This window comes from Enterobacter sp. A8 (genome assembly GCF_004296595.1).
Classification (GTDB): Bacteria; Pseudomonadota; Gammaproteobacteria; order Enterobacterales; family Enterobacteriaceae; genus Enterobacter; species Enterobacter cloacae.
On sequence record NZ_SCMF01000003.1, the window covers coordinates 57,796 to 80,380 of the forward strand.

General features: G+C 56.2%; 14 protein-coding genes. 7 read left to right on the top strand and 7 right to left on the bottom strand.

Annotated elements, in window-relative coordinates; all coding sequences use genetic code 11:
* Positions 1–4: 4 nt before the first annotated feature.
* Positions 5–4,465: a glutamate synthase large subunit gene (gene gltB, locus EQV24_RS12175; RefSeq protein WP_013098958.1), complete on the bottom strand. Its 4,461-nt coding sequence runs from the start codon at positions 4,463–4,465 to the stop codon at positions 5–7.
* Between the two features lie 681 nt (positions 4,466–5,146).
* On the opposite strand from gltB, the gene EQV24_RS12180 reads away from it, so the two are divergent.
* On the top strand, positions 5,147–6,088 hold the full coding sequence (locus EQV24_RS12180; protein ID WP_130626775.1) for a TIGR01212 family radical SAM protein: 942 nt from the start codon (positions 5,147–5,149) through the stop codon (positions 6,086–6,088).
* Here EQV24_RS12180 and EQV24_RS12185 read toward each other — a convergent pair.
* Entirely contained in the window at positions 6,068–7,570 is a 1,503-nt protein-coding gene (locus EQV24_RS12185) for a helicase HerA-like C-terminal domain-containing protein (protein WP_013098956.1), read from the bottom strand. The genes EQV24_RS12180 and EQV24_RS12185 overlap by 21 nt on opposite strands.
* Before the next feature lie 137 nt (positions 7,571–7,707).
* On the opposite strand from EQV24_RS12185, the gene EQV24_RS12190 reads away from it, so the two are divergent.
* Complete coding sequence (locus tag EQV24_RS12190) at positions 7,708–9,354, top strand: dihydroxyacetone kinase subunit DhaK (RefSeq protein ID WP_130626645.1); 1,647 nt, start codon at positions 7,708–7,710, stop codon at positions 9,352–9,354.
* A 58-nt stretch (positions 9,355–9,412) separates the two neighbouring features.
* Here the strand turns inward: EQV24_RS12190 and EQV24_RS12195 are convergent, their stop codons facing one another.
* From EQV24_RS12195 to pepA, 5 genes are all read right to left on the bottom strand, one after another.
* On the bottom strand, positions 9,413–10,432 hold the full coding sequence (locus tag EQV24_RS12195) for an NAD(P)-dependent alcohol dehydrogenase (RefSeq protein WP_038420701.1): 1,020 nt from the start codon (positions 10,430–10,432) through the stop codon (positions 9,413–9,415).
* An 83-nt stretch (positions 10,433–10,515) separates the two neighbouring features.
* Positions 10,516–11,019, bottom strand: a complete 504-nt coding sequence (locus EQV24_RS12200; RefSeq protein WP_023619941.1) for a GNAT family N-acetyltransferase — start codon at positions 11,017–11,019, stop codon at positions 10,516–10,518.
* Positions 11,020–11,142: 123 nt separating this feature from the next.
* Complete coding sequence (locus tag EQV24_RS12205) at positions 11,143–13,998, bottom strand: valine--tRNA ligase (protein WP_013098952.1); 2,856 nt, start codon at positions 13,996–13,998, stop codon at positions 11,143–11,145.
* Positions 13,998–14,441, bottom strand: a complete 444-nt coding sequence (gene holC, locus EQV24_RS12210; protein WP_008502815.1) for a DNA polymerase III subunit chi — start codon at positions 14,439–14,441, stop codon at positions 13,998–14,000. The genes EQV24_RS12205 and holC overlap by 1 nt, the downstream gene beginning before the upstream one ends.
* 86 nt (positions 14,442–14,527) lie before the next feature.
* Positions 14,528–16,039, bottom strand: a complete 1,512-nt coding sequence (gene pepA / locus EQV24_RS12215; protein ID WP_013098951.1) for a leucyl aminopeptidase — start codon at positions 16,037–16,039, stop codon at positions 14,528–14,530.
* 266 nt (positions 16,040–16,305) lie between these two features.
* Between pepA and lptF the strand changes: the two genes are divergently transcribed.
* The 5 genes from lptF (at position 16,306) to mtgA (ending at position 22,564) form a co-directional block, all read left to right on the top strand.
* A complete protein-coding gene (lptF, locus tag EQV24_RS12225) occupies positions 16,306–17,406 on the top strand; it encodes an LPS export ABC transporter permease LptF (RefSeq protein ID WP_029883394.1) in 1,101 nt (366 codons plus the stop codon).
* Complete coding sequence (gene lptG, locus EQV24_RS12230) at positions 17,406–18,488, top strand: LPS export ABC transporter permease LptG (RefSeq protein ID WP_013098949.1); 1,083 nt, start codon at positions 17,406–17,408, stop codon at positions 18,486–18,488. Before lptF ends, lptG begins: the two co-directional genes overlap by 1 nt.
* A 135-nt stretch (positions 18,489–18,623) precedes the next feature.
* Positions 18,624–20,957 carry an aerobic respiration two-component sensor histidine kinase ArcB gene (gene arcB / locus EQV24_RS12235; RefSeq protein WP_029883392.1) on the top strand — a complete coding sequence of 778 codons (2,334 nt, stop codon included), beginning with the start codon at positions 18,624–18,626 and terminating at the stop codon, positions 20,955–20,957.
* 231 nt (positions 20,958–21,188) lie between these two features.
* On the top strand, positions 21,189–21,842 hold the full coding sequence (gene elbB, locus EQV24_RS12240; RefSeq protein WP_129253349.1) for an isoprenoid biosynthesis glyoxalase ElbB: 654 nt from the start codon (positions 21,189–21,191) through the stop codon (positions 21,840–21,842).
* On the top strand, positions 21,839–22,564 hold the full coding sequence (gene mtgA / locus EQV24_RS12245; protein WP_013098946.1) for a monofunctional biosynthetic peptidoglycan transglycosylase: 726 nt from the start codon (positions 21,839–21,841) through the stop codon (positions 22,562–22,564). The genes elbB and mtgA overlap by 4 nt, the downstream gene beginning before the upstream one ends.
* The last annotated feature ends 21 nt before the right edge of the window (positions 22,565–22,585 follow it).

Sequence of the window (22,585 nt, forward strand, 5' to 3'; positions counted from 1 at the left end):
TTCCTTACTGCGCCTGCACACGCAGCTCTGCTGCGCTACGACTACGGTGACCCAACAGGGCTTTAACATCGCTGGACTTCGGTTTAACCAGCGCGAATTTCGCAGAGAACGCTGGCCAGTTCGCCAGGATCTCTTCGCCGCGCGAAGAACCGGTATGCTGCACGTGTTCGGTAATCAAACCGCGCAGATGTTCTTCGTGGATCGCCAGCGTATCAACGTCCAGCACTTCCACCAGTTCTGGGTTCACGCGTTTGCGGAACTCACCATCTTCATCCAGGACGTATGCAAAACCGCCCGTCATGCCTGCGCCAAAGTTCACGCCGGTTTTACCCAGCACGCAAACAATCCCTCCCGTCATGTATTCACAGCCGTTATCGCCAATGCCTTCCACCACGGTGATAGCACCGGAGTTACGCACCGCAAAACGCTCACCCGCACGGCCCGCGGCAAACAGACGGCCACCGGTCGCGCCGTAAAGACAGGTGTTACCGATGATGCTGGCCTCGTGACTGCGGAAAGCAGAGCCCACTGGAGGACGCACCGCCAGCAGACCACCCGCCATGCCTTTACCGACGTAGTCGTTAGCATCGCCGGTCAGGTACAGCTCAACGCCGCCGGCATTCCACACGCCGAAGCTCTGACCCGCCGTACCGCTGAAGTGCGCGGTGATCGGATCCGCTGCCAGCCCCTGATCGCCGTGCGTTTGCGCGATGTAACCAGAGAGCGACGCGCCCACAGAGCGGTCGGTGTTGCGGATATCAAACCAGAACGTTTTGCTCTGCTTCTCATCCACATATGGCTTCGCCTGCTGCAGTAGCTGCGCGTTCAGCACGCCATTGTCGAACGGCGGGTTGTTCTCGGTGCAGTAGACCGCCTTACCCGGATGCGGCTCGGCCGTTTCCAGCAGCTTGCCCAGATCCAGTTTCTGCTGTTTGGCAGTGAAACCGTCCAGCTCTTTCAGCAGGTCGGTACGGCCAATCAGATCCACCAGACGTTTTACACCCAGTTGCGCCATCAGCTCGCGGGTTTCACGGGCGATGAAGTCAAAGTAGTTTGTCACTTTGAACGGCAGGCCGTGATAGTGGTTCTTACGCAGCTTCTCGTCCTGGGTTGCAACGCCGGTCGCACAGTTGTTCAGGTGGCAAATACGCAGGTATTTACAGCCCAGCGCAACCATCGGGCCGGTACCAAAGCCGAAGCTTTCCGCACCCAGAATCGCCGCTTTGATGATGTCGAGGCCGGTTTTCAGACCGCCGTCCACCTGCAGACGGATCTTATGACGCAGACCGTTTGCCACCAGCGCCTGTTGGGTTTCCACCAGGCCCAGCTCCCACGGACAACCCGCGTATTTCACGGAAGAGAGCGGGCTTGCACCAGTACCACCGTCATAACCGGCGATGGTGATGAGATCCGCATAGGCTTTCGCCACACCGGTCGCGATGGTGCCGACGCCCGGTTCGGAAACCAGCTTCACGGAAATCATCGCTTTCGGGTTGACCTGTTTCAGGTCGAAAATCAGCTGCGCCAGATCCTCGATAGAGTAGATATCGTGGTGCGGCGGCGGGGAGATCAGCGTCACGCCCGGTACCGAGTAACGCAGTTTGGCGATGTACGGGGTGACTTTATCACCCGGTAACTGACCGCCTTCGCCCGGTTTTGCCCCCTGAGCGACTTTAATCTGAATGACGTCGGCGTTGACCAGGTACGCTGGCGTTACGCCAAAGCGACCAGATGCCACCTGCTTGATACGGGACACTTTATTGGTGCCGTAGCGGGCAGGATCTTCACCGCCTTCACCGGAGTTAGAGTTACCGCCGATGCTGTTCATCGCTTCGGCCAGCGCCTCGTGGGCTTCCGGGCTTAATGCGCCGATGGACATAGCAGCGGTGTCAAAGCGTTTGAACAGCTCAGACGCAGGCTCTACGTCGTCGATGCTGACCGCTTCATCACCAGGGTTCAGCGCCAGCAGATCGCGCAGCGTGGCTGCCGGGCGGTTGTTCACCAGCTCAGCATACTGCTGATAATCGCTGTACTCGCCGCTCTGGACGGCCTGCTGCAGCGTGCGCACCACGTCCGGGTTGTAGGCGTGATACTCACCGCCGTGAACGTACTTCAGCAGACCACCTTGCTCCAGCGGCTTACGTGCCAGCCAGGCGCGCTTAGACAGGTTCACCAGATCCTGCTGGAAGTCGGCAAAACCGGCTCCACCGATGCGGCTGACCACGCCCTGGAAGCAGAGGTTTGCCACGTCGTTATGCAGGCCAACCGCTTCAAACAGCTTCGAGCAGCGGTAAGAGGCGATGGTCGAGATGCCCATTTTGGACATGATCTTGTAAAGGCCTTTGTTGATGCCGTTACGGTAGTTCAGCATCACGGTACGGTAATCTTTGTCGATCGCACGGGTGTCCACCAGACGAGCCAGCGTTTCGTAGGCCAGGTATGGATAGATCGCCGTCGCACCAAAGCCTAACAGCACGGCAAAGTGGTGCGGATCGCGTGCGCTTGCGGTTTCAACAATGATGTTGGCGTCGCAGCGCAGGCTCTTATCGACCAGACGCGTCTGGATAGCCCCCACCGCCATTGGCGCAGGCACCGGCAGGCGGTTCTTCGCAATGTTACGGTCAGACAGCACCAGCAGAACGGTGCCGTTACGCACCATCTGTTCCGCTTTGTCACACAGCGCGTTCACCGTCTCTTCGAGGGTCGCTTCGGTCACGTCGAAGGTAATATCGAGCGTGTCTGCACGGTAGTGATCCTCTTTCAGCGTGGTGAGCTGTTTGAAATCGGAGTAAAGCAGGATCGGCGATTTAAAGGTCAGGCGGTGAGCCTGGCCTTCTGCCTCGCAGAAGACGTTCATCTCGCGACCAATGCTTGTTGCCAATGACATGACGTGGGCTTCACGCAGCGGGTCGATTGGCGGGTTGGTCACCTGCGCAAACTGTTGACGGAAATAGTCATAAATTACACGCGGCTGGCTGGAGAGCACGGCAAACGGGGTATCGTCACCCATGGAGCCGACAGCCTCCTGGCCGTTTTCACCAAGCACGCGGATGACGGAATCCAGCTCTTCCGCACTGTAGTTAAACTGCTTCTGGAAGCTTGCCAGCGTATCGTCGTCCAGCTCGCGGCTGCCCACTTCTTCGTCCGGCAGATCTTCGAACGGCACCAGACGGCGCACGTTTTTCTCCATCCACTCTTTATAGGGATGGCGGCTCTTCAGATCGTTGTCTGTTTCAGCGGAGTGCAGAATACGCCCACCGCGGGTATCGATAACCATCAGCTCGCCCGGCCCAACACGGCCTTTCTCAACCACTTCGTCAGGCTGGTAATCCCAGATACCGACTTCTGAGGCGCAGGTGATGAGCTTGTCTTTGGTGATGACGTAGCGCGCCGGACGCAGACCGTTACGGTCCAGGTTACAGGCGGCAAAACGACCGTCGGACATGACGATGCCCGCCGGGCCATCCCATGGCTCCATGTGCATGGAGTTAAAGTCAAAGAATGCGCGCAGCTCCGGATCCATATCCGGATTGTTCTGCCAGGCCGGTGGCACGAGCAGACGCATGGCACGCACGATATCCATGCCGCCTGCCAGCAGCAGCTCCAGCATGTTATCCATGGAGCTGGAGTCAGAGCCGGTTTCGTTAACGAACGGCGCAGCATCATGCAGGTCCGGGATCAGTGGGGTCTGGAACTTATAGGTACGGGCGCGCGCCCACTGGCGGTTACCGGTGATGGTGTTGATCTCGCCGTTGTGCGCCAGATAGCGGAACGGCTGTGCCAGCGGCCAGCGTGGAACGGTGTTGGTGGAGAAGCGCTGGTGGAACAGGCAAATGGCCGATTCCAGACGCAGGTCCGCCAGGTCCAGGTAGAAGCGCGGCAGGTCAGCCGGCATACACAGACCTTTATAGATGTTCACCAGGTTCGAGAGGCTACAGACGTAGAACTCTTTATCGTCCTGGAGACGCTTTTCAATGCGGCGGCGGGCGATAAACAGACGGCGTTCCATATCACGTGGACGCCAGCCAGCAGGCGCATTAACAAAAATCTGTTCAATACGAGGCAGCGAGGAGAGGGCGATTTCACCGAGCACCCCTTCGTTGGTTGGCACATCGCGCCAGCCGACAATAGACAGGGTTTCACGCTGAAGTTCTTCTTCAACGATGCGGCGTGAGGCGGCAGCTTTTTCAGGATCCTGATTCAGGAACAGCATACCGACAGCGTAGTTTTTGGCTAAACGCCAGCCGCGCTCTTCCGCCACGATACGGAAGAAACGATCCGGTTTTTGTAGCAGCAGGCCGCAACCGTCGCCGGTTTTACCATCGGCAAGGATGGCACCACGGTGCTGCATACGGGCCAGTGCGTGAATAGCAGTACGCACTACCTTGTGGCTAGGTTCGCCTTCTATGTGGGCGATCAGGCCGAAACCACAGTTATCCTTCTCAAGGGATTTATCGTACAACATATCAGTGAACCTCCCCAGGCTCGTCGGGCTTCCCACTGAACCGTGGCGCACAGGCACAGAAAGAGCATGGCGACGGGGTTTGCGTTTCATACGCGGACCTCGCATTCGCCCTCTTTTCATCCTTTCGCGCAGGTAAACAAGTTTGAGGACTTGCTTCAGAGGGAATCTCAATTACTGCATAAATATGATGAGCAGGCCGCTCATCCAGAAAGCTTCCAGCGGATTTCCAACTTATCGGGAATTGGTACACAGGTCAAATGGCAATCTTATTTATACAAAAATGTGCTATAGATAAGCTAATGAATTGTATTTAAAAGATATTTAACTATTTTTACAACCACTAAACGCCCTGCGAAGTCGCAGCGGAGTGTGATCTGACTCACTATATGAAAGCGGTATTATTGATGCAGCGTGCTGAATAGCGGTTTTATGGCAGGATAATAAACTGCTGTGCGGTTTAAACCCGCATAAAGTCACTGTTTTTCAGTGTTGGCGTTATAAATAAAAAAAACAATCAGAACATAAGGAAAAGTAATCACATTTGGCGTGAATGAAATTGCAGTAATCTTGATTAGTTATTCAAATAGATAAAAGCCAGCCAGGGCGATTGATCCAGGTCATCGCCGATGGTGGCTAAAAATGGCAGGCTTGTCCCCTTTCTTCGGGACGGTCTATCAGATTATGCAGTTACAGAAATTAGTCAATATGTTTGGTGGGGATCTTTTGCAGCGCTACGGGCAAAAGGTTCACAAGCTGACGCTGCATGGCGGTTTTAGCTGCCCGAATCGCGATGGTACGCTCGGGCGCGGCGGCTGCACCTTCTGTAACGTGGCCTCCTTTGCGGACGAGGCGCAGCAGCATAAATCTATCGCGGAACAGCTCGCGCATCAGGCCCGTCTTGTGAACCGGGCAAAGCAGTATCTGGCCTATTTCCAGGCCTACACCAGCACATGGGCGGAAGTGCAGGTGCTGCGTTCGATGTATCAACAGGCGGTCGCTCAGGCGAACATTGTCGGGCTGTGTGTCGGTACGCGTCCGGACTGCGTGCCCGACGCGGTGCTGGATTTACTCAGCGAGTATAAAGAGCAGGGCTATGAGATCTGGCTGGAACTAGGCCTGCAAAGCGCGCATGACAAAACCCTGCACCGTATTAATCGCGGCCACGATTTTGCCTGCTATCAGCGCACCACCCGCCTGGCCCGCGAACGTGGCCTGAAAGTCTGCACGCATCTGATTGTCGGCCTGCCGGGAGAAGGGCAGCAGCATGGCCTGGAGACGCTGGAAAAAGTCGTTGAGACAGGCGTGGACGGGCTCAAGCTGCACCCGCTGCATATTGTGCAGGGCAGCATTATGGCCAAAGCCTGGCAAGCCGGGCGGTTAAACGGCATCGCACTCGACGAGTATACGGTAACGGCAGGGGAGATGATCCGTCATACGCCGCCCGAGATTGTCTATCACCGTATCTCCGCCAGCGCCCGCCGTCCAACGCTTCTGGCACCGCTATGGTGTGAGAACCGCTGGACGGGGATGGTGGAGATTGACCGCTATCTGCATGAGCACGGTGTGCAGGGCTCGGCGCTGGGACGGCCGTGGGTCGCTCCGCTACCGGCGGCGACCGCCTAACAGACTCCCCAGCATGCCGCGCACTATCTGATTCGTGACCTGCCGCGCGGCGCTTTTCGCCATCGTCTGTACAACGCCATCGCGCTTGCCGCCGCGCGGCCCGGTACTGCCAAACAAAATGTCTTTCAGCCCGCCCAGAATGCCGTCATCCACCGCGACTGACTGCCCCCTGGCGGGTGGGGCGTCCTGCGAGTCGGTGGTGGCCTGTACCCCTTTTTGCAGCATCTCGAAGGCAGATTCGCGATCCACTTCATCTTCGTATTTCCCGTAAACCGGGGAGTGGTTAATCAGTCCGTTGCGCTCATCGTCCGTTACCGGCCCCATTCGCGAGCAAGGGGCAATCACCATGGCGCGTTCCACAATGGACGGGCTGCCTTTGGCATCCAGGAAGGAGATCAGCGCCTCACCGGTACCCAGCGCCTGAATCGCCGCTTCGGTATCAAAGGCCGGGTTCGCGCGCATGGTTTGTGCGGCAGCTTTGACGGCTTTCTGATCTTTTGGCGTAAAGGCACGCAGGGCGTGCTGGACGCGATTACCGAGCTGCCCCAGCACGTTATCGGGGATATCCGACGGGTTTTGCGAAACAAACCACACGCCGACGCCTTTGGAGCGGATCAGCCGGATAACCTGCTCGATTTTGTCCAGCAGCACCTGCGGCGCATCGTTGAACAGCAGGTGCGCTTCGTCGAAGAAGAACACCAGCTTCGGCTTCTCAAGGTCGCCCGCCTCCGGCAGCTGTTCGTAAAGTTCAGAGAGCATCCACAGCAGGCTGGCGGCGTAGAGTTTCGGCATCTGATAGAGCTTCTCTGAGCTGAGAATGTTGATGATGCCTTTGCCGTTGCTGTCTGTGCGCATCCAGTCTTTGATATCGAGCATCGGCTCGCCGAAGAAATGTTCTGCACCCTGTTGCTCCAGCGTCAGTAACCCGCGCTGAATGGCCCCCACGGAGGCACTGCTGATGTTGCCGTACTGGTTCTGGAAGGATTTAGCGTTATCGCCGATATATTGGGTTATGGCGCGCAGATCTTTGAAATCGAGCAGCAGCAGCCCCTGATCGTCGGCAATACGGAAGATGATGTTCAACACCCCGGACTGGACATCGTTGAGATTCAGAAGACGGGCCAGCAGCAGCGGGCCAAGATCGGAGACGGTGGCACGTACCGGATGACCTTTCTCACCAAAGATATCCCAGACAACTACCGGGTTGTTGTGCGGCGTCCAATCATTGACGCCGATATTTTTCAGACGCTCAAGGAGTTTTTCTGAGGGGGCCCCCTCCTGAGCCACACCGGTTAAATCGCCTTTTACATCGGCCATAAAGACCGGCACGCCAATCTCAGAGAGCGATTCGGCCAGCTTCTGCAGGGTAACGGTTTTCCCCGTCCCGGTGGCACCGGTGATCAGGCCGTGTCGGTTCGCCATCGCAGGCAGTAAAAACAGCTCTTTCTCCAGCGTCCTGGCAATTAACAATGGTGTACTCATGATACTCATCCTCTCTTAGTCCTGGGTGGAGTATAGGCAACCTGACGGCAAAATGGCGTTAAAAATTCCTTACTTTGCGGCGTATTACCCAGCGCGGACTATGCTTTTGCATACGGTTCACAACAAGTTGAGAATGTATGTCCAGATTCTTTTTTAATAATCGCAAACAACTGGTCAACGATGCTATTGAAGGCATTCTGATTTCTGCTCCGCACGGTAACCTCGTCAAGCTTGATGTTGATCCTGCCATTCGCATTATGGCCCGCAGCGACTGGGACAAGAGCCGCGTGGCGGTGATCTCCGGTGGCGGTTCCGGCCACGAGCCTGCACACGCCGGGTTTGTCGGCAAAGGTATGTTGACGGCAGCAGTGTGCGGCGATCTGTTCGCCTCGCCGAGCGTGGATGCGGTGCTGAATGCCATTGTGGCGGTGACGGGTGACCGTGGCTGCCTGCTGATCGTTAAAAACTACACCGGTGACCGCCTGAATTTTGGTCTGGCGGCAGAAAAGGCGAAACGCTACGGCCTGAAGGTGGAGATGGTCATTGTGGCAGACGATATTGCGCTGCCGGACAACAAACAGCCGCGCGGCATTGCCGGTACGGCGCTGGTTCATAAGATCGCGGGTTATGCCGCAGAGCACGGAAAATCGCTGAGTGAAGTGCGTGATATTGCGCAACAGGCCTGCGATAACCTCTGGAGCCTGGGCGTTGCGATGCAAACGTGTAATCTGCCGGGAAGCGACGAGGAAGAAGGGCGCATTAAGCAAGGTCATGTCGAGCTGGGTCTGGGCATTCATGGTGAGCCGGGGGCTTCCGTCGTGGATACGCAGAACAGTAAAGCGATTATCGACACGCTGGTGACGCCGCTCAAGGCGAAGGCGGGTGACGGGCGCTTCGCAGTGTTGATCAATAACCTGGGGGGCGTATCAGCGCTTGAGATGGCTCTGCTCACCAAAGAGCTGGCCCACTCGGCACTGAAAGATAACCTGGCGTACCTGATTGGCCCGGCACCGCTGGTGAGCGCCCTGGATATGAAGGGCTTTTCGCTGACGCTGCTGAAGCTAAACGATCTGTTCGAAAAAGCCCTTCATGAAGAGGTTGAGACGCTGGGCTGGCAGAAGCCGGTGGCGTTTGCCCCGCTGCGTACCCAGGAGCATAGCGCGATCCATGACTGCGTGGAGTTTACCCCGTCTGCAAATCCGCAGGTGGGCGAATATGTCTCTGTGGTGACAAAGACGTTGATTCAGCTGGAAAACCGTCTGAACGTGCTGGATGCGAAAGTGGGGGATGGCGATACCGGATCCACCTTTGCGCAAGGGGCGCGGGAGATTGCGCAGCGTCTGGAGGAGAACAACCTTCCTCTTAACGACGTGTCGACATTACTTCTGCTGGTGGGCGAGCGGCTGGCAACGGTGATGGGCGGATCGAGTGGCGTATTAATGTCGATCTTTTTCACGGCAGCCGGACAAAAGCTACATGACGGACAATCGCTTGCGGATGCATTGCTGAGCGGGCTGGCACAGATGAAGCAGTATGGCGGGGCCGATCTCGGCGATCGCACGCTGATCGATGCGCTACAACCGGCGCTGGAGACGTTGCAGAAAAACGATCTTCAGGCGGCAGCGCAGGCGGCACAGCAGGGCGCAGAGGCAACGGCCAGAATGGGCAAAGCGGGCGCGGGACGTTCGTCGTATGTGAATAAAGAGAATCTGGATGGGGTAATGGATCCGGGAGCGGTTGCGGTGGCAGAGGTGTTTAAGGCCATGGTAGAAGCAAAACGGTAACAATCGTTACCGTTTTTAGTGTTTGCGCCCTCTCCCTGTAGGAGAGGGGTGTGTCACATTAAAAATCTGCTTTCAACACCACACGGTAACGGGCTTTGCCGTCACGCACGTGCTGGATCGCTTCGTTGATTTTCGACATCGGATAGAGTTCGGTGGTTGGCGATACTTTCGTGCGCCCGGCGAACTTCATCAGTTTGCGCAACTCGAACGGCGTGCCGGTTGCAGAGCCGGACACGCTGCGATCCCCGCCGATCAGGGTAAACGCCGGAACCGGCAGCGGCTTCAGCACGGCACCCACCGTATGGAAGTTACCGCCGTAGGCCAGTGCTTCAAAGTACGGCTGCCAGTCGAGATCGACATTAACGGTGTTGATGATCAGATCGAATTGACCCGCCAGTGCTTTCAGCGCGTCTGGATCGCGGCTGTTCACCACTTTATCCGCTCCCATCGCCAGCACTTCTTGCTCTTTCGCCGGGTTAGAACTGAATGCCGTCACTTCGCAGCCCATCGCGTGCAGCAGTTTGATGGCAATATGACCGAGACCCCCGATACCAATCACACCCACACGGCTGGTGGCGGTGATATGGTGCATCAGCAGCGGTTTAAAGACGGTAATGCCGCCGCACAGCAGCGGGCCTGCGGATTCGATATCAATGCTGTCAGGCAACGGAATGACCCACTGCCAGTCGGCGCGCAGTTTATCGGCAAAACCGCCCTTGTTGAGGATGGTTGGAACGGCGCCTTCAAGGCAGTTGATCTGGTTGCCGCTGATACAGGCGTCGCAATGACCGCAGCTGCGTGCCGTCCAGCCAATACCCACGCGCTGGCCCACTTTCAGGCCTTTGTCCTGCGCAGCGCTGCCGAGCGCCACGACGCGGCCAATCACTTCGTGTCCGGCGATCAGTGGATAGCTTGAAAAGCCCCATTCGTTGTCGATCATGGAGAGATCCGAGTGGCAGATCCCGCAGTAATCAACCTGTACTTCGACGTCTTCCGCTTTTAGTTCGCCCGCATCGTACTCGTACAGTTCAAGTTCTGCACCCGCCTGCGGTGCGGCGTAGCTTTTTATCTTCGACATCGTGTTTCCCCCGTTATGGTGTGAACTGAGAGTGTAGAGCATTCAGTTAACCACCGCTTAACAGAAGAGGGCAGCAAAAGTATTTACAGCGTTTTCAGCATCCTGACTTCGCAATCGACGTGGCCGGTGCAGCCCAGCGGTGCATCAATATGCTCAAAGCCCAGATGTTCATACAGGCCGATGGCCTCTTTGAGGAAGGCGGTTGTTTCGAGGTAACAACGTGTAAAACCCTGATTGCGGGCATAGTCGAGTGCGACCAGCGCCAGTTTCTTCGCCAGGCCTTGTCCGCGAACAGATGGCAGGAAATACATTTTCTGCAGCTCGCAGATATCCGGCTCGCTGCAGCTGAGCGGAGCAACGCCGCCGCCGCCCACCACCTGGCCATTCTGCTCAATAACCCAGTAGGCATGGCCCGGCTGGCTGTAAAGCTGGAACAGCTCGTCCAGATTTGGATCAGCAACCGTATAGCCTTTATCAGCCGTCAGGCCATATTCGGCAGAAACCGTACGGATAACGGCGGCGATAGCCGGGTTGTCCTGCACAGCGATCCGACGCATCGTCGTCGCGACGGGGGTAATCACGCTCATAGCATTACTCATTACAAAAATTGACACACAACTGCTGTTAATAGCACCGCAGAAAGGGGAGTGCAAGCGAGGAGTTTTCAGGAAGAATACCCCTTACGCCCTGAAGCGTAAGGGGTAAAAGCATTACAGGGCCGCAATCACCGCCTGCTGCTCAATCAGCTTGGTCTTCGCATCGGCGAAAGCAACCAGGCGTTCACGCTCTTTGGCGATGACCGCTTCCGGCGCGCGGGCGACAAAGCCTTCGTTCGCCAGTTTGCTTTCGATTTTGCCAATTTCCACGTCGACTTTCGCCACTTCTTTCGCCAGACGTGCCAGCTCAGCGTCTTTGTCGACGAGACCCGCCATTGGGATCAGCAGCTCAGCGCCGTCGATGATTTTCGTCACGGAGACCGGACCTTTGTCATCGGCTGGCAGCACGGTGATGCTTTCCAGACGCGCCATGGTTTTCAGGAAGGTATTGTTCTCGGTGACACGACGAACAGCCGCGTCGCTGCAACCGCGCAGGAGCAGTTCCAGCGGTTTGCCCGGGGCGATGTTCATTTCTGCACGGATGTTACGTACAGCGACGATCGCCTGCTTCAGCCACTCGGTATCCGCTGAGGCAGCTTCATCCACTTTAGCGGCATCGAATTCCGGGAACGGCTGCAGCATGATGGTGTCGGCGTTGATGCCCGCGATCGCTTTCACACGCTGCCAGATGGTTTCGGTGATAAATGGAATGATCGGGTGCGCCAGACGCAGCAGGCCTTCCAGCACGGTAATCAGCGTATTACGCGTACCGCGCAGTTCTGCCTCCGTTCCGCCGTTCATGACCGGCTTCGCCAGCTCCAGGTACCAGTCACAGAACTGGTTCCAGGTGAATTCGTACAGAATGCCCGCCGCGATGTCGAAGCGGTAGCTGTCCAGCGCCTCGCGGAACGCTTTCACCGTCTGGTTGAATTCCGCCAGGATCCAGCGGTCGGCCAGAGAGAGGATCATCTCGCCGCCGTTGAAGCCGCAATCCTGATCTTCGGTGTTCATCAGCACGAAGCGGCTGGCGTTCCACAGTTTGTTACAGAAGTTACGGTAACCTTCCAGACGCTTCATGTCCCAGTTGATGTCGCGACCGGTAGAGGCCAGCGCCGCCAAAGTGAAACGCAGGGCGTCAGTACCGTGAGATTCAATCCCGTTCGGGAACTGTTTCTCGGTGCGCTTGCGGATCTTCTCTGCCAGCTGTGGCTGCATCATGTTACCGGTGCGTTTTTCCAGCAGCTCTTCCAGGGAGATCCCGTCCACCATATCCAGCGGGTCAATGACGTTGCCCTTGGATTTGGACATCTTCTGGCCTTCATCGTCACGGATAAGACCGGTCATATAGACGGTATGGAACGGAACCTGCGGCTTGCCGTTTTCATCTTTAATGAAGTGCATGGTCATCATGATCATGCGGGCAATCCAGAAGAAGATGATATCGAAGCCAGACACCATCACGCTGGTTGGGTGGAACTGACGCAGCGCGTCGGTGTTCTCTGGCCAGCCGAGGGTGGAGAAGGTCCACAGCGCGGAGGAGAACCAGGTATCCAGCACGTCTTCGTCCTGACGCAGGGCAACGTCTGCGCTCAGGTTGTTTTCCTGACGCACTTCATCTTCACTGCGCCCAACGTATACGTTGCCTTCGTTGTCATACCATGCCGGGATACGGTGACCCCACCACAGCTGACGGGAGATACACCAGTCCTGAATATCGCGCATCCAGGAGAAGTACATGTTTTCGTACTGCTTCGGCACGAACTGAATGCTGCCGTTTTCAACCGCTTCAACAGCCGGTTTTGCCAGCACGTCGGCACGCACATACCACTGGTCGGTCAGCATTGGCTCGATAACCACGCCACCACGGTCGCCGTACGGCACGGTCAGATCGTGAGGTTTAATCTCTTCCAGCAGGCCGAGTGCGTCAACGGCAGCCACAATCGCTTTACGCGCGGCAAAGCGTTCCAGCTTCTGGAACTCTGCCGGAATGTCGCTTGAGTAAACGTCGGATTCGTTGCCTTTGGTGTCATACACTTCTGCGCTTTCACGGATGTCACCGTCGAAGGTCAGAATGTTGATCATCGGCAGGGCGTGACGACGACCCACTTCGTAGTCGTTGAAGTCGTGCGCCGGGGTGATTTTCACGCAGCCGGTGCCTTTTTCCATGTCGGCGTGTTCGTCGCCCACTATTGGAATGCGGCGGTTCACCAGCGGCAGCACCACGAATTTGCCAATCAGATCTTTATAACGCGGATCTTCCGGGTTAACGGCCACGCCGGTATCGCCCAGCAGGGTTTCCGGACGGGTGGTCGCCACCACTAAGTAATCTTTACCGTCTGCGGTTTTCGCGCCGTCTGCCAGCGGATAGCGGATGTGCCACATGGAGCCTTTAGACTCGCGGTTTTCCACTTCCAGGTCAGAGATCGCGGTGCGCAGTTTCGGGTCCCAGTTAACCAGGCGTTTGCCACGGTAAATCAGGTCTTCTTTGTACAGACGGACGAACACTTCTTTTACGGCGTTGGAAAGGCCTTCGTCCATGGTGAAACGCTCGCGCTCCCAGTCTACGGAGTTACCGAGACGGCGCATCTGACGGGTAATGGTGCCGCCAGATTCTGCTTTCCACTGCCAGATTTTATCGATAAAGGCGTCGCGACCGTAATCGTGACGGGTTTTACCCTCTTCAGCGGCAATCTTACGCTCAACCACCATCTGGGTCGCGATACCCGCGTGGTCAGTCCCCGCCTGCCACAGGGTGTTTTTGCCCTGCATGCGCTGGTAGCGGATCATGGTATCCATGATGGTCTGCTGGAAGGCATGACCCATATGCAAACTGCCGGTGACGTTCGGCGGCGGGATCATGATGCAGAAGGACTCTTTGCTTTCATCGCCGTTAGGCTTGAAATAGCCCTGCTGTTCCCAGTGCTCGTAAAGCGGCTGTTCGATATCGCGTGGGTTATATGTCTTTTCCATTATTTCCAGGTTGCCGTATTCAGGTTAAAACCAGCCAGGCGGTACGCTTTGTAGCGTTCGCGCGCCAGTTGTTTCAAGGATTCTTCGTAAGGGACAAAGTCTACCACTTCTGTGAAAGCGGTGGCAAAATCTGCAAAATCTATCCGCAGGCTAATCAGAATATCGCGCGCGCTGCTGTTGCGCTTTTGCGGCCAGGCTATCTCGACCGGTGCGCCGCCGCGGGGCCCTTCGCCAGACAGGTTATGCGGTACAAAACTCTCCGGCGGGCGCGCCCACAGCGCTTCGTCAAGACGAATCGCCTGCTGTTCATCTTCACAGGCAATCAGAACCCGTTTACCTGCGCGCCAACGTTCTGCGGCAATTTCACACACCAGCTGTTCTACGGCGCTGAGGCCATCCTGATGGGTGTCATTGTCCAGAAGGTAGAACGTTGCATTCTTCATATATGGGGCTTCTTGTGCTCACTTTAAATGCTTAAGCCGGGTGGCGGCTTCACCTTACCCGGCCTACGGTTTACTGCCGTTTTGACTTACTCGTCGCCATTAAATCCGGCGCGGTTTAGCAGGAACTGCGACAGCAACGCAACCGGACGACCGGTCGCGCCTTTGGCTTTTCCGGAGCGCCATGCGGTGCCGGCAATATCCAGGTGTGCCCAGTTGTACTTGCGGGTGAAGCGTGCCAGGAAGCAGCCCGCGGTGATGGCACCACCAGGACGGCCGCCGATGTTCGCCATGTCCGCAAAGTTAGACTCCAGCTGCTCCTGGTATTCGTCACCCAGTGGCAGACGCCATGCGCGGTCGCCGGCTTGTTCGGACGCGCCGATAAGCTCGTGCGCCAGCGGATTGTGGTTCGACATCAGGCCGGTGATGTGGTGGCCCAGCGCGATCACGCAGGCACCGGTCAGGGTGGCCACGTCGATCACCACGTCAGGTTCGAAGCGTTCAACGTAGGTTAATACGTCGCACAGCACCAGGCGGCCCTCGGCGTCGGTGTTCAGCACCTCAACGGTCTGGCCGGACATGGTGGTCAGGACATCACCCGGACGATAAGCGCGTCCACCCGGCATGTTTTCGCAGCCCGCCAGCACGCCGATAACGTTAATCGGTAACTGAAGTTCAGCCACCATACGCATCACGCCATACACCGCCGCTGCACCACACATGTCGTACTTCATCTCATCCATGCCTTCAGAAGGCTTGATGGAGATACCACCGGAATCGAAGGTCAGGCCTTTACCAACCAGCACAACAGGACGCGCATCTTCTGACGGATTGCCCTTGTATTCGATAACCGACATCAGGGATTCGTTCTGCGAGCCGTTGCCCACCGCCAGGTAAGAGTGCATACCCAGCTCTTTCATCTGCTGTTCGCCGATAACGCGGGTGATGACATTCTTGCTATAGGAGTCAGCCAGCTGGCGCGCCTGAGAGGCCAGATAGGCAGCGTTACAGATATTAGGCGGCATGTTGCCCAGATCTTTTGCGGCTTTAATCCCGGCGGCAATCGCCAGACCGTGCTGGATGGCGCGCTCGCCGCTGGTGAGTTCGCGACGGGTTGGCACGTTAAAGACCATTTTACGCAGCGGACGGCGCGGCTCGCTTTTGTTGGTCTTGAGCTGATCGAAGCTGTACAGGCTCTCTTTTGCGGTTTCGACAGCCTGGCGCACTTTCCAGTAGGTGTTACGACCTTTGACGTGCAGTTCGGTCAGGAAGCAAACGGCTTCCATTGAGCCGGTGTCATTCAGGGTATTAATTGTTTTCTGAATCACCTGCTTATACTGACGTTCATCCAGCTCGCGCTCTTTACCGCAGCCAATCAGCAGAATACGTTCGGACAGCACGTTCGGAACATGGTGCAGTAACAGCGTCTGCCCAGGTTTGCCTTCCAGTTCGCCACGGCGCAGCAGGGCGCTAATGTAGCCGTCACTGATTTTATCGAGTTGCTCGGCGATCGGGGAGAGTCGGCGTGGTTCAAAGACGCCCACAACGATGCAGGCACTCCGCTGTTTCTCCGGGCTACCGCTTTTTACACTGAACTCCATGCACTACGCTCCTGAATCTTAAAGACAACAGCGGCTGCTACGGATAGAATTGAAACCTTTCGTAACTCAAGTCCGCTGTTGTGGTGACTTCGTGTTAATCTTACGTTATTACGGTTTCGACACGTCAGAAAAAGTCCTGAAGCGTGAATCCGCCGGGTGTTTTAATCTTAGCGATGATTTCGACGACTCAAGAGAATAAATGACGTTTAAGCCATGAAACAAGCGATTTTCCAGCAAAGAGACGGGTTTTTACGGGCGTATTTAAAGTGATAATCATAAGATATCTGGTGCGGGAGACGCTCAAAAGCCAACTGGCGATCCTCTTCATCCTGCTGCTGATTTTTTTCTGTCAGAAGCTGGTCAAGATCCTCGGTGCGGCCGTTGACGGCGAAATTCCAACGAATCTGGTGCTTTCCCTGCTTGGTTTAGGGATCCCGGAAATGGCGCAGCTTATTCTGCCGCTAAGTCTTTTCCTCGGTCTGCTCATGACGCTCGGTAAGCTTTATACCGAGAGTGAAATCACGGTGATGCATGCCTGTGGCTTGAGCAAAGCTGTTCTGGTGAAAGCCGCCATGATACTGGCGCTGTTCACGGGTATCGTCGCCGCGGTGAATGTGATGTGGGCGGGCCCAATGTCCTCTCGTCATCAGGATGAAGTGCTGGCTGAAGCAAAAGCGAACCCCGGTATGGCGGCATTAGCGCAGGGGCAGTTCCAGCAGGCGACCGACGGAAACTCAGTGCTGTTTATTGAGAGCGTCGACGGCAGTAAATTCAACGACGTCTTCCTGGCGCAGCTGCGAACCAAAGGAAACGCCCGTCCATCGGTGGTGGTGGCAGACTCCGGTCAGCTTGCGCAGCGCAAAGATGGTTCCCAGGTCGTGACGCTGAATAAAGGCACCCGCTTTGAAGGCACCGCGATGCTTCGTGACTTCCGTATTACGGATTTCCAGAACTATCAGGCCATTATTGGTCATCAGGCGGTGGCGCTCGATCCAACGGATACCGAGCAAATGGATATGCGTACGCTGTGGAACACCGATACCGACAGAGCGCGTGCGGAGTTCCACTGGCGTATTACGCTCGTCTTCACCGTGTTTATGATGGCATTGATTGTCGTGCCGCTGAGCGTGGTGAACCCGCGTCAGGGGCGCGTGCTCTCAATGCTGCCGGCGATGCTGCTGTACCTGATCTACTTCCTGCTGCAAACCTCGATTCGTTCTAACGGCGCGAAGGGTAAGCTGGACCCGATGGTCTGGACGTGGTTCGTCAACAGCCTGTACATCTTACTGGCGCTGGGATTAAACCTGTGGGATACGGTGCCAGTGCGCCGCATACGTGCCCGATTTTCGCGTAAAGGAGCCATCTAATGCAGGCGTTTGGCGTTCTTGATCGCTATATCGGTAAAACCATTTTTACCACCATCATGATGACGTTGTTCATGCTGGTGTCGCTCTCCGGCATTATTAAATTTGTCGATCAGCTGAAAAAAGCCGGGCAAGGGAGCTACGACGCGCTGGGTGCAGGGATGTATACCCTGCTCAGCGTGCCAAAAGATGTGCAGATCTTCTTCCCGATGGCAGCCCTGCTGGGCGCGCTGCTGGGGCTGGGGATGCTGGCACAGCGCAGCGAACTGGTTGTGATGCAGGCATCGGGCTTTACCCGTTTGCAGGTGGCGCTGTCGGTCATGAAAACCGCGATCCCACTGGTGCTGCTGACCATGGCGATTGGCGAGTGGGTGGCACCGCAGGGCGAACAGATGGCGCGTAACTATCGTGCCCAGGCGATGTACGGCGGTTCACTGCTCTCTACACAGCAAGGGTTATGGGCGAAAGATGGCCAGAACTTCGTCTATATCGAACGCGTGAAAGGGGATGATGAGCTGGGCGGCGTGAGTATTTACGCCTTCAATGATGAGCGTCGTTTACAGTCTGTACGTCACGCATCGTCAGCGAAGTTTGACCCCGAACACAAGCAGTGGCGGTTATCCCAGGTTGACGAGTCTGACCTGACGAACCCAAAACAGATCACCGGCTCTCAGACGGTGTCCGGGACGTGGAAAACCAACCTCACGCCGGACAAACTCGGGGTGGTGGCGCTGGATCCGGACGCGCTCTCCATCAGCGGGTTGCACAACTACGTCAAATACCTGAAGTCGAGCGGGCAGGATGCCGGGCGTTATCAGCTCAATATGTGGAGCAAAATCTTCCAGCCGATGTCCGTGGCGGTGATGATGCTGATGGCCCTGTCGTTTATCTTTGGCCCGCTGCGTAGCGTACCGATGGGTGTTCGAGTGGTCACCGGGATCAGCTTCGGCTTTGTATTCTACGTCCTCGATCAGATCTTTGGCCCGCTGACGCTGGTTTACGGCATTCCGCCAATTATTGGTGCGCTGCTGCCGAGCGCCAGCTTCCTGCTGATCAGCCTCTGGCTGCTGCTGAAACGCTCCTGATTGTCCTCTCCTCGCTTCCGGTTAGCCGGAAGCGAGGCTAATCTCCTGTTTCACCCCGCACTTTTTCTCACAACCTTCAACGTCCCGCCGCGAATTTGAGTATTATTGAGCGATAAAGTCGTGAAGGGATCCTCTATGAAGCAAATTCGAATGCTTGCCCAGTACTACGTCGACCTGATGATGAAGCTCGGGCTGGTGCGTTTCTCCATGCTGCTGGCGCTGGCGCTGGTTGTTCTGGCCATTGTCGTGCAAATGGCCGTGACCATGGTGTTGCATGGTCAGGTCGAGAGTATCGACGTCATCCGCTCTATCTTCTTCGGTTTGCTGATCACCCCCTGGGCGGTCTATTTTCTTTCCGTCGTCGTTGAACAGCTGGAGGAGTCCCGTCAGCGCCTGTCAAAACTGGTTGATAAGCTGGAAGAGATGCGCGAGCGCGATTTAAAGCTCAACGTCCAGCTGAAAGACAACATTGCCCAGCTTAACCAGGAGATTTCAGATCGTGAGAAGGCGGAAGCCGAGCGTCAGGCGACGCTTGAGCAGCTGAAAATCGAAATGAAAGAGCGTGAGGTGACGCAGATCCAGCTTGAGCAGCAATCCTCTTTCCTGCGTTCATTCCTTGATGCTTCTCCGGATCTGGTTTTCTACCGTAACGAAGACAAAGAGTTCTCCGGCTGTAACCGGGCGATGGAGCTGCTGACCGGCAAAAGCGAAAAGCAGCTGATCCACCTGAAACCCCAGGATGTGTACTCCGAAGAGGCGGCCGCCAAGGTCATGGAGACGGACGAAAAAGTCTTCCGCCACAATGTCTCGCTGACCTATGAACAGTGGCTGGATTACCCGGACGGGCGTAAAGCCTGCTTTGAAATCCGTAAAGTGCCGTACTACGACCGCGTCGGGAAACGCCACGGCCTGATGGGCTTTGGCCGCGATATCACCGAGCGTAAGCGTTATCAGGATGCCCTTGAGCGCGCCAGCCGCGATAAGACGACCTTCATCTCCACCATAAGCCATGAACTGCGTACCCCGTTGAACGGCATCGTCGGCTTAAGCCGTATTCTGCTGGACACCGACCTGACGGCGGAACAGGAAAAATACCTCAAAACGATCCATGTCTCGGCGGTCACGCTGGGGAATATCTTCAACGATATTATTGACATGGATAAGATGGAGCGCCGTAAAGTCCAGCTTGATAACCAGCCGGTTGATTTCACCAGCTTCCTTGCCGATCTGGAAAACCTGTCCGGCCTGCAGGCGCAGCAGAAGGGGCTGAGCTTTGTCATGGAGCCAACCCTGCCGCTGCCGCACAAAGTGGTCACGGACGGCACGCGTCTGCGCCAAATCCTCTGGAACCTGATCAGTAACGCGGTGAAATTTACCCAGCAGGGGCAGGTGGCGGTGCGTATCCGTTATGACGAAGGAGACATGCTGCACTTTGAGGTGGAAGACTCAGGCATTGGCATTCCGCAGGAAGAGCAGGACAAAATCTTTGCCATGTATTATCAGGTGAAGGACAGCAACGGTGGTAAGCCTGCTACCGGCACGGGCATTGGCCTTGCGGTATCGAAACGGCTCGCGAAGAGCATGGGCGGTGATATCACCGTGGCCAGCCAGGCGGGCAAAGGCTCTACCTTTACGCTGACGGTGCATGCCCCGGCGGTGGCAGAAGAGGTTGAGGATACCTTTGAACAAGACGATATGCCGCTCCCGGCGCTGCATGTTCTGCTGGTAGAAGACATCGAGCTGAACGTGATTGTGGCGCGCTCGGTGCTGGAAAAACTGGGTAACAGCGTGGACGTGGCGATGACCGGAAAAGCCGCGCTGGAGATGTTTAAACCGGGCGAATATGACCTCGTCCTGCTGGATATTCAACTGCCGGACATGACCGGGCTGGATATCTCCCGTGCGCTGACAACGCAGTATGCCGCCGATGAACTGCCGCCGCTGGTCGCGCTGACGGCCAACGTCCTGAAAGATAAAAAAGAGTACCTCGATGCCGGTATGGATGATGTGCTCAGCAAGCCGCTGGCGGTGCCTGCTCTGACCGCCATGATCAAGAAGTTCTGGGATACCCATGATGAAGAGGAGAGCACCATGACGTCTGTTGATAGCGCGAAGACCCAAACGATTCTGGATACTGCGATGCTGGAGCAGTACATCGACCTGGTTGGCCCAAAACTGATAACCGATGGTCTGGCCGTGTTCGAAAAAATGATGCCTGGCTACCTGAGCGTGCTGGAGTCCAACCTGACCGCACGCGATCAGAAAGGCATTGTGGAAGAAGGACATAAGATCAAAGGCGCTGCAGGCTCTGTCGGGTTACGCCACTTACAGCAGTTGGGACAACAGATTCAGTCACCTGATTTACCGGCATGGGAAGATAACGTGGGTGATTGGGTCGAAGAGATGAAACAAGAGTGGCAGAACGATGTGGCGGTGCTCAAAGCCTGGGTGGATGCCAGAAAAAAATGACCCCGGCTTAACCGGGGTGCGCGAATACTGCGCCAACACCAGGGAAATCGTGGCTGCGCCTGATTTTTCGTGTTGTTTTCGCATGGGCGCCGCCTGAAAATTTAGGCCGCACGCAGATAAGATAGCAAATCTTAAATGGTTTGTTACATGAATCAGTGAAATGTGTGAAGCATAGCGTTTTAATCAAAATTAATTATGTGCTTCAGCAAGTTGCAAAGAAGGAACGTCAGGATGAAAAAGGTTGGTGTCGTACTGAGCGGATGCGGTGTTTACGATGGTTCAGAAATTCATGAAGCCGTCATCACGCTGCTGGCCCTGGCAAGGCAGGGGGCGGAAGCGATCTGTTTTGCGCCAGACAAAAAGCAGGCAGATGTGATTAATCATCTGACCGGAGAGGCCATGGCGGAAACCCGTAACGTACTGATTGAAGCGGCGCGTATTGCGCGTGGCGATGTCCACCCCCTTATTCAGGCGGACGCCGCTGAGCTCGATGCGTTAATCGTGCCGGGCGGGTTTGGGGCGGCCAAAAATCTCAGTACCTTTGCTTCAGAAAGGGCGGCGTGTCAGATCGATCCCCATTTAAAAGCGCTGTCGCAGGCGATGCACGCGGCAGGTAAACCGCAGGGCTTTATCTGTATCGCGCCGGCAATGCTGCCTAAAATTTTTGATTTCCCGCTGCGGCTGACAATCGGCACCGATATTGATACCGCAGAAATCATTGAGGAGATGGGCGGCGAGCACGTACCTTGTCCGGTGGATGACATTGTGGTGGATGAAGACAACAAGGTCGTTACCACGCCTGCCTGGATGCTGGCGCAGAATATTGCCGAGGCTGCTGCAGGCATCGAAAAACTGGTGGCCAGAGTGCTGGTGTTGACTGAATGAGTCGTAAATTCGGCGCAGGCGCGTGGGTGAAACGCGCCCTGTTGCGCATCGTTCTCGTGCTCGCGGTATTCTGGGGCGGCGGACTCGCCTTATTCAGCATTATGCCGGTCCCGTTTTCGGCCGTGATGGTCGAGCGTCAGCTTGGGGCATGGCTCAGCGGTGATTTCAGCTATGTGGCCCACTCGGACTGGGTAAGTATGGATGAGATCTCACCTTTTATGGGGCTGGCGGTCATTGCGGCAGAGGATCAGAAATTCCCGGAACACTGGGGGTTTGACGTGGCGGCAATCGAGAAAGCGCTGGCGCACAATGAACGCCACGAAAACCGCGTCCGTGGGGCATCGACATTATCGCAGCAAACCGCAAAGAATCTGTTCCTGTGGGACGGTCGCAGCTGGGTACGAAAAGGGCTGGAAGCGGGGTTGACGCTGGGGATGGAAACGGTCTGGAGCAAAAAACGCATTCTGACCGTCTATCTCAATATTGCTGAGTTTGGCGATGGCGTGTTTGGTGTTGAGGCCGCCGCGCAGCGCTATTTCAATAAACCGGCCAGCCGACTGAGTATGTCCGAAGCGGCGCTCCTGGCTGCCGTCTTGCCTAATCCCATCCGCTTTAAGGCTAATGCCCCGTCCGGGTACGTGCGAAGCCGTCAGGCGTGGATCATGCGCCAGATGCGTCAGTTAGGTGGGGAAGGGTTTATGCAGCGTAATAAGCTGATGTAGGGCGGGTAAGCGCAGCGCCAC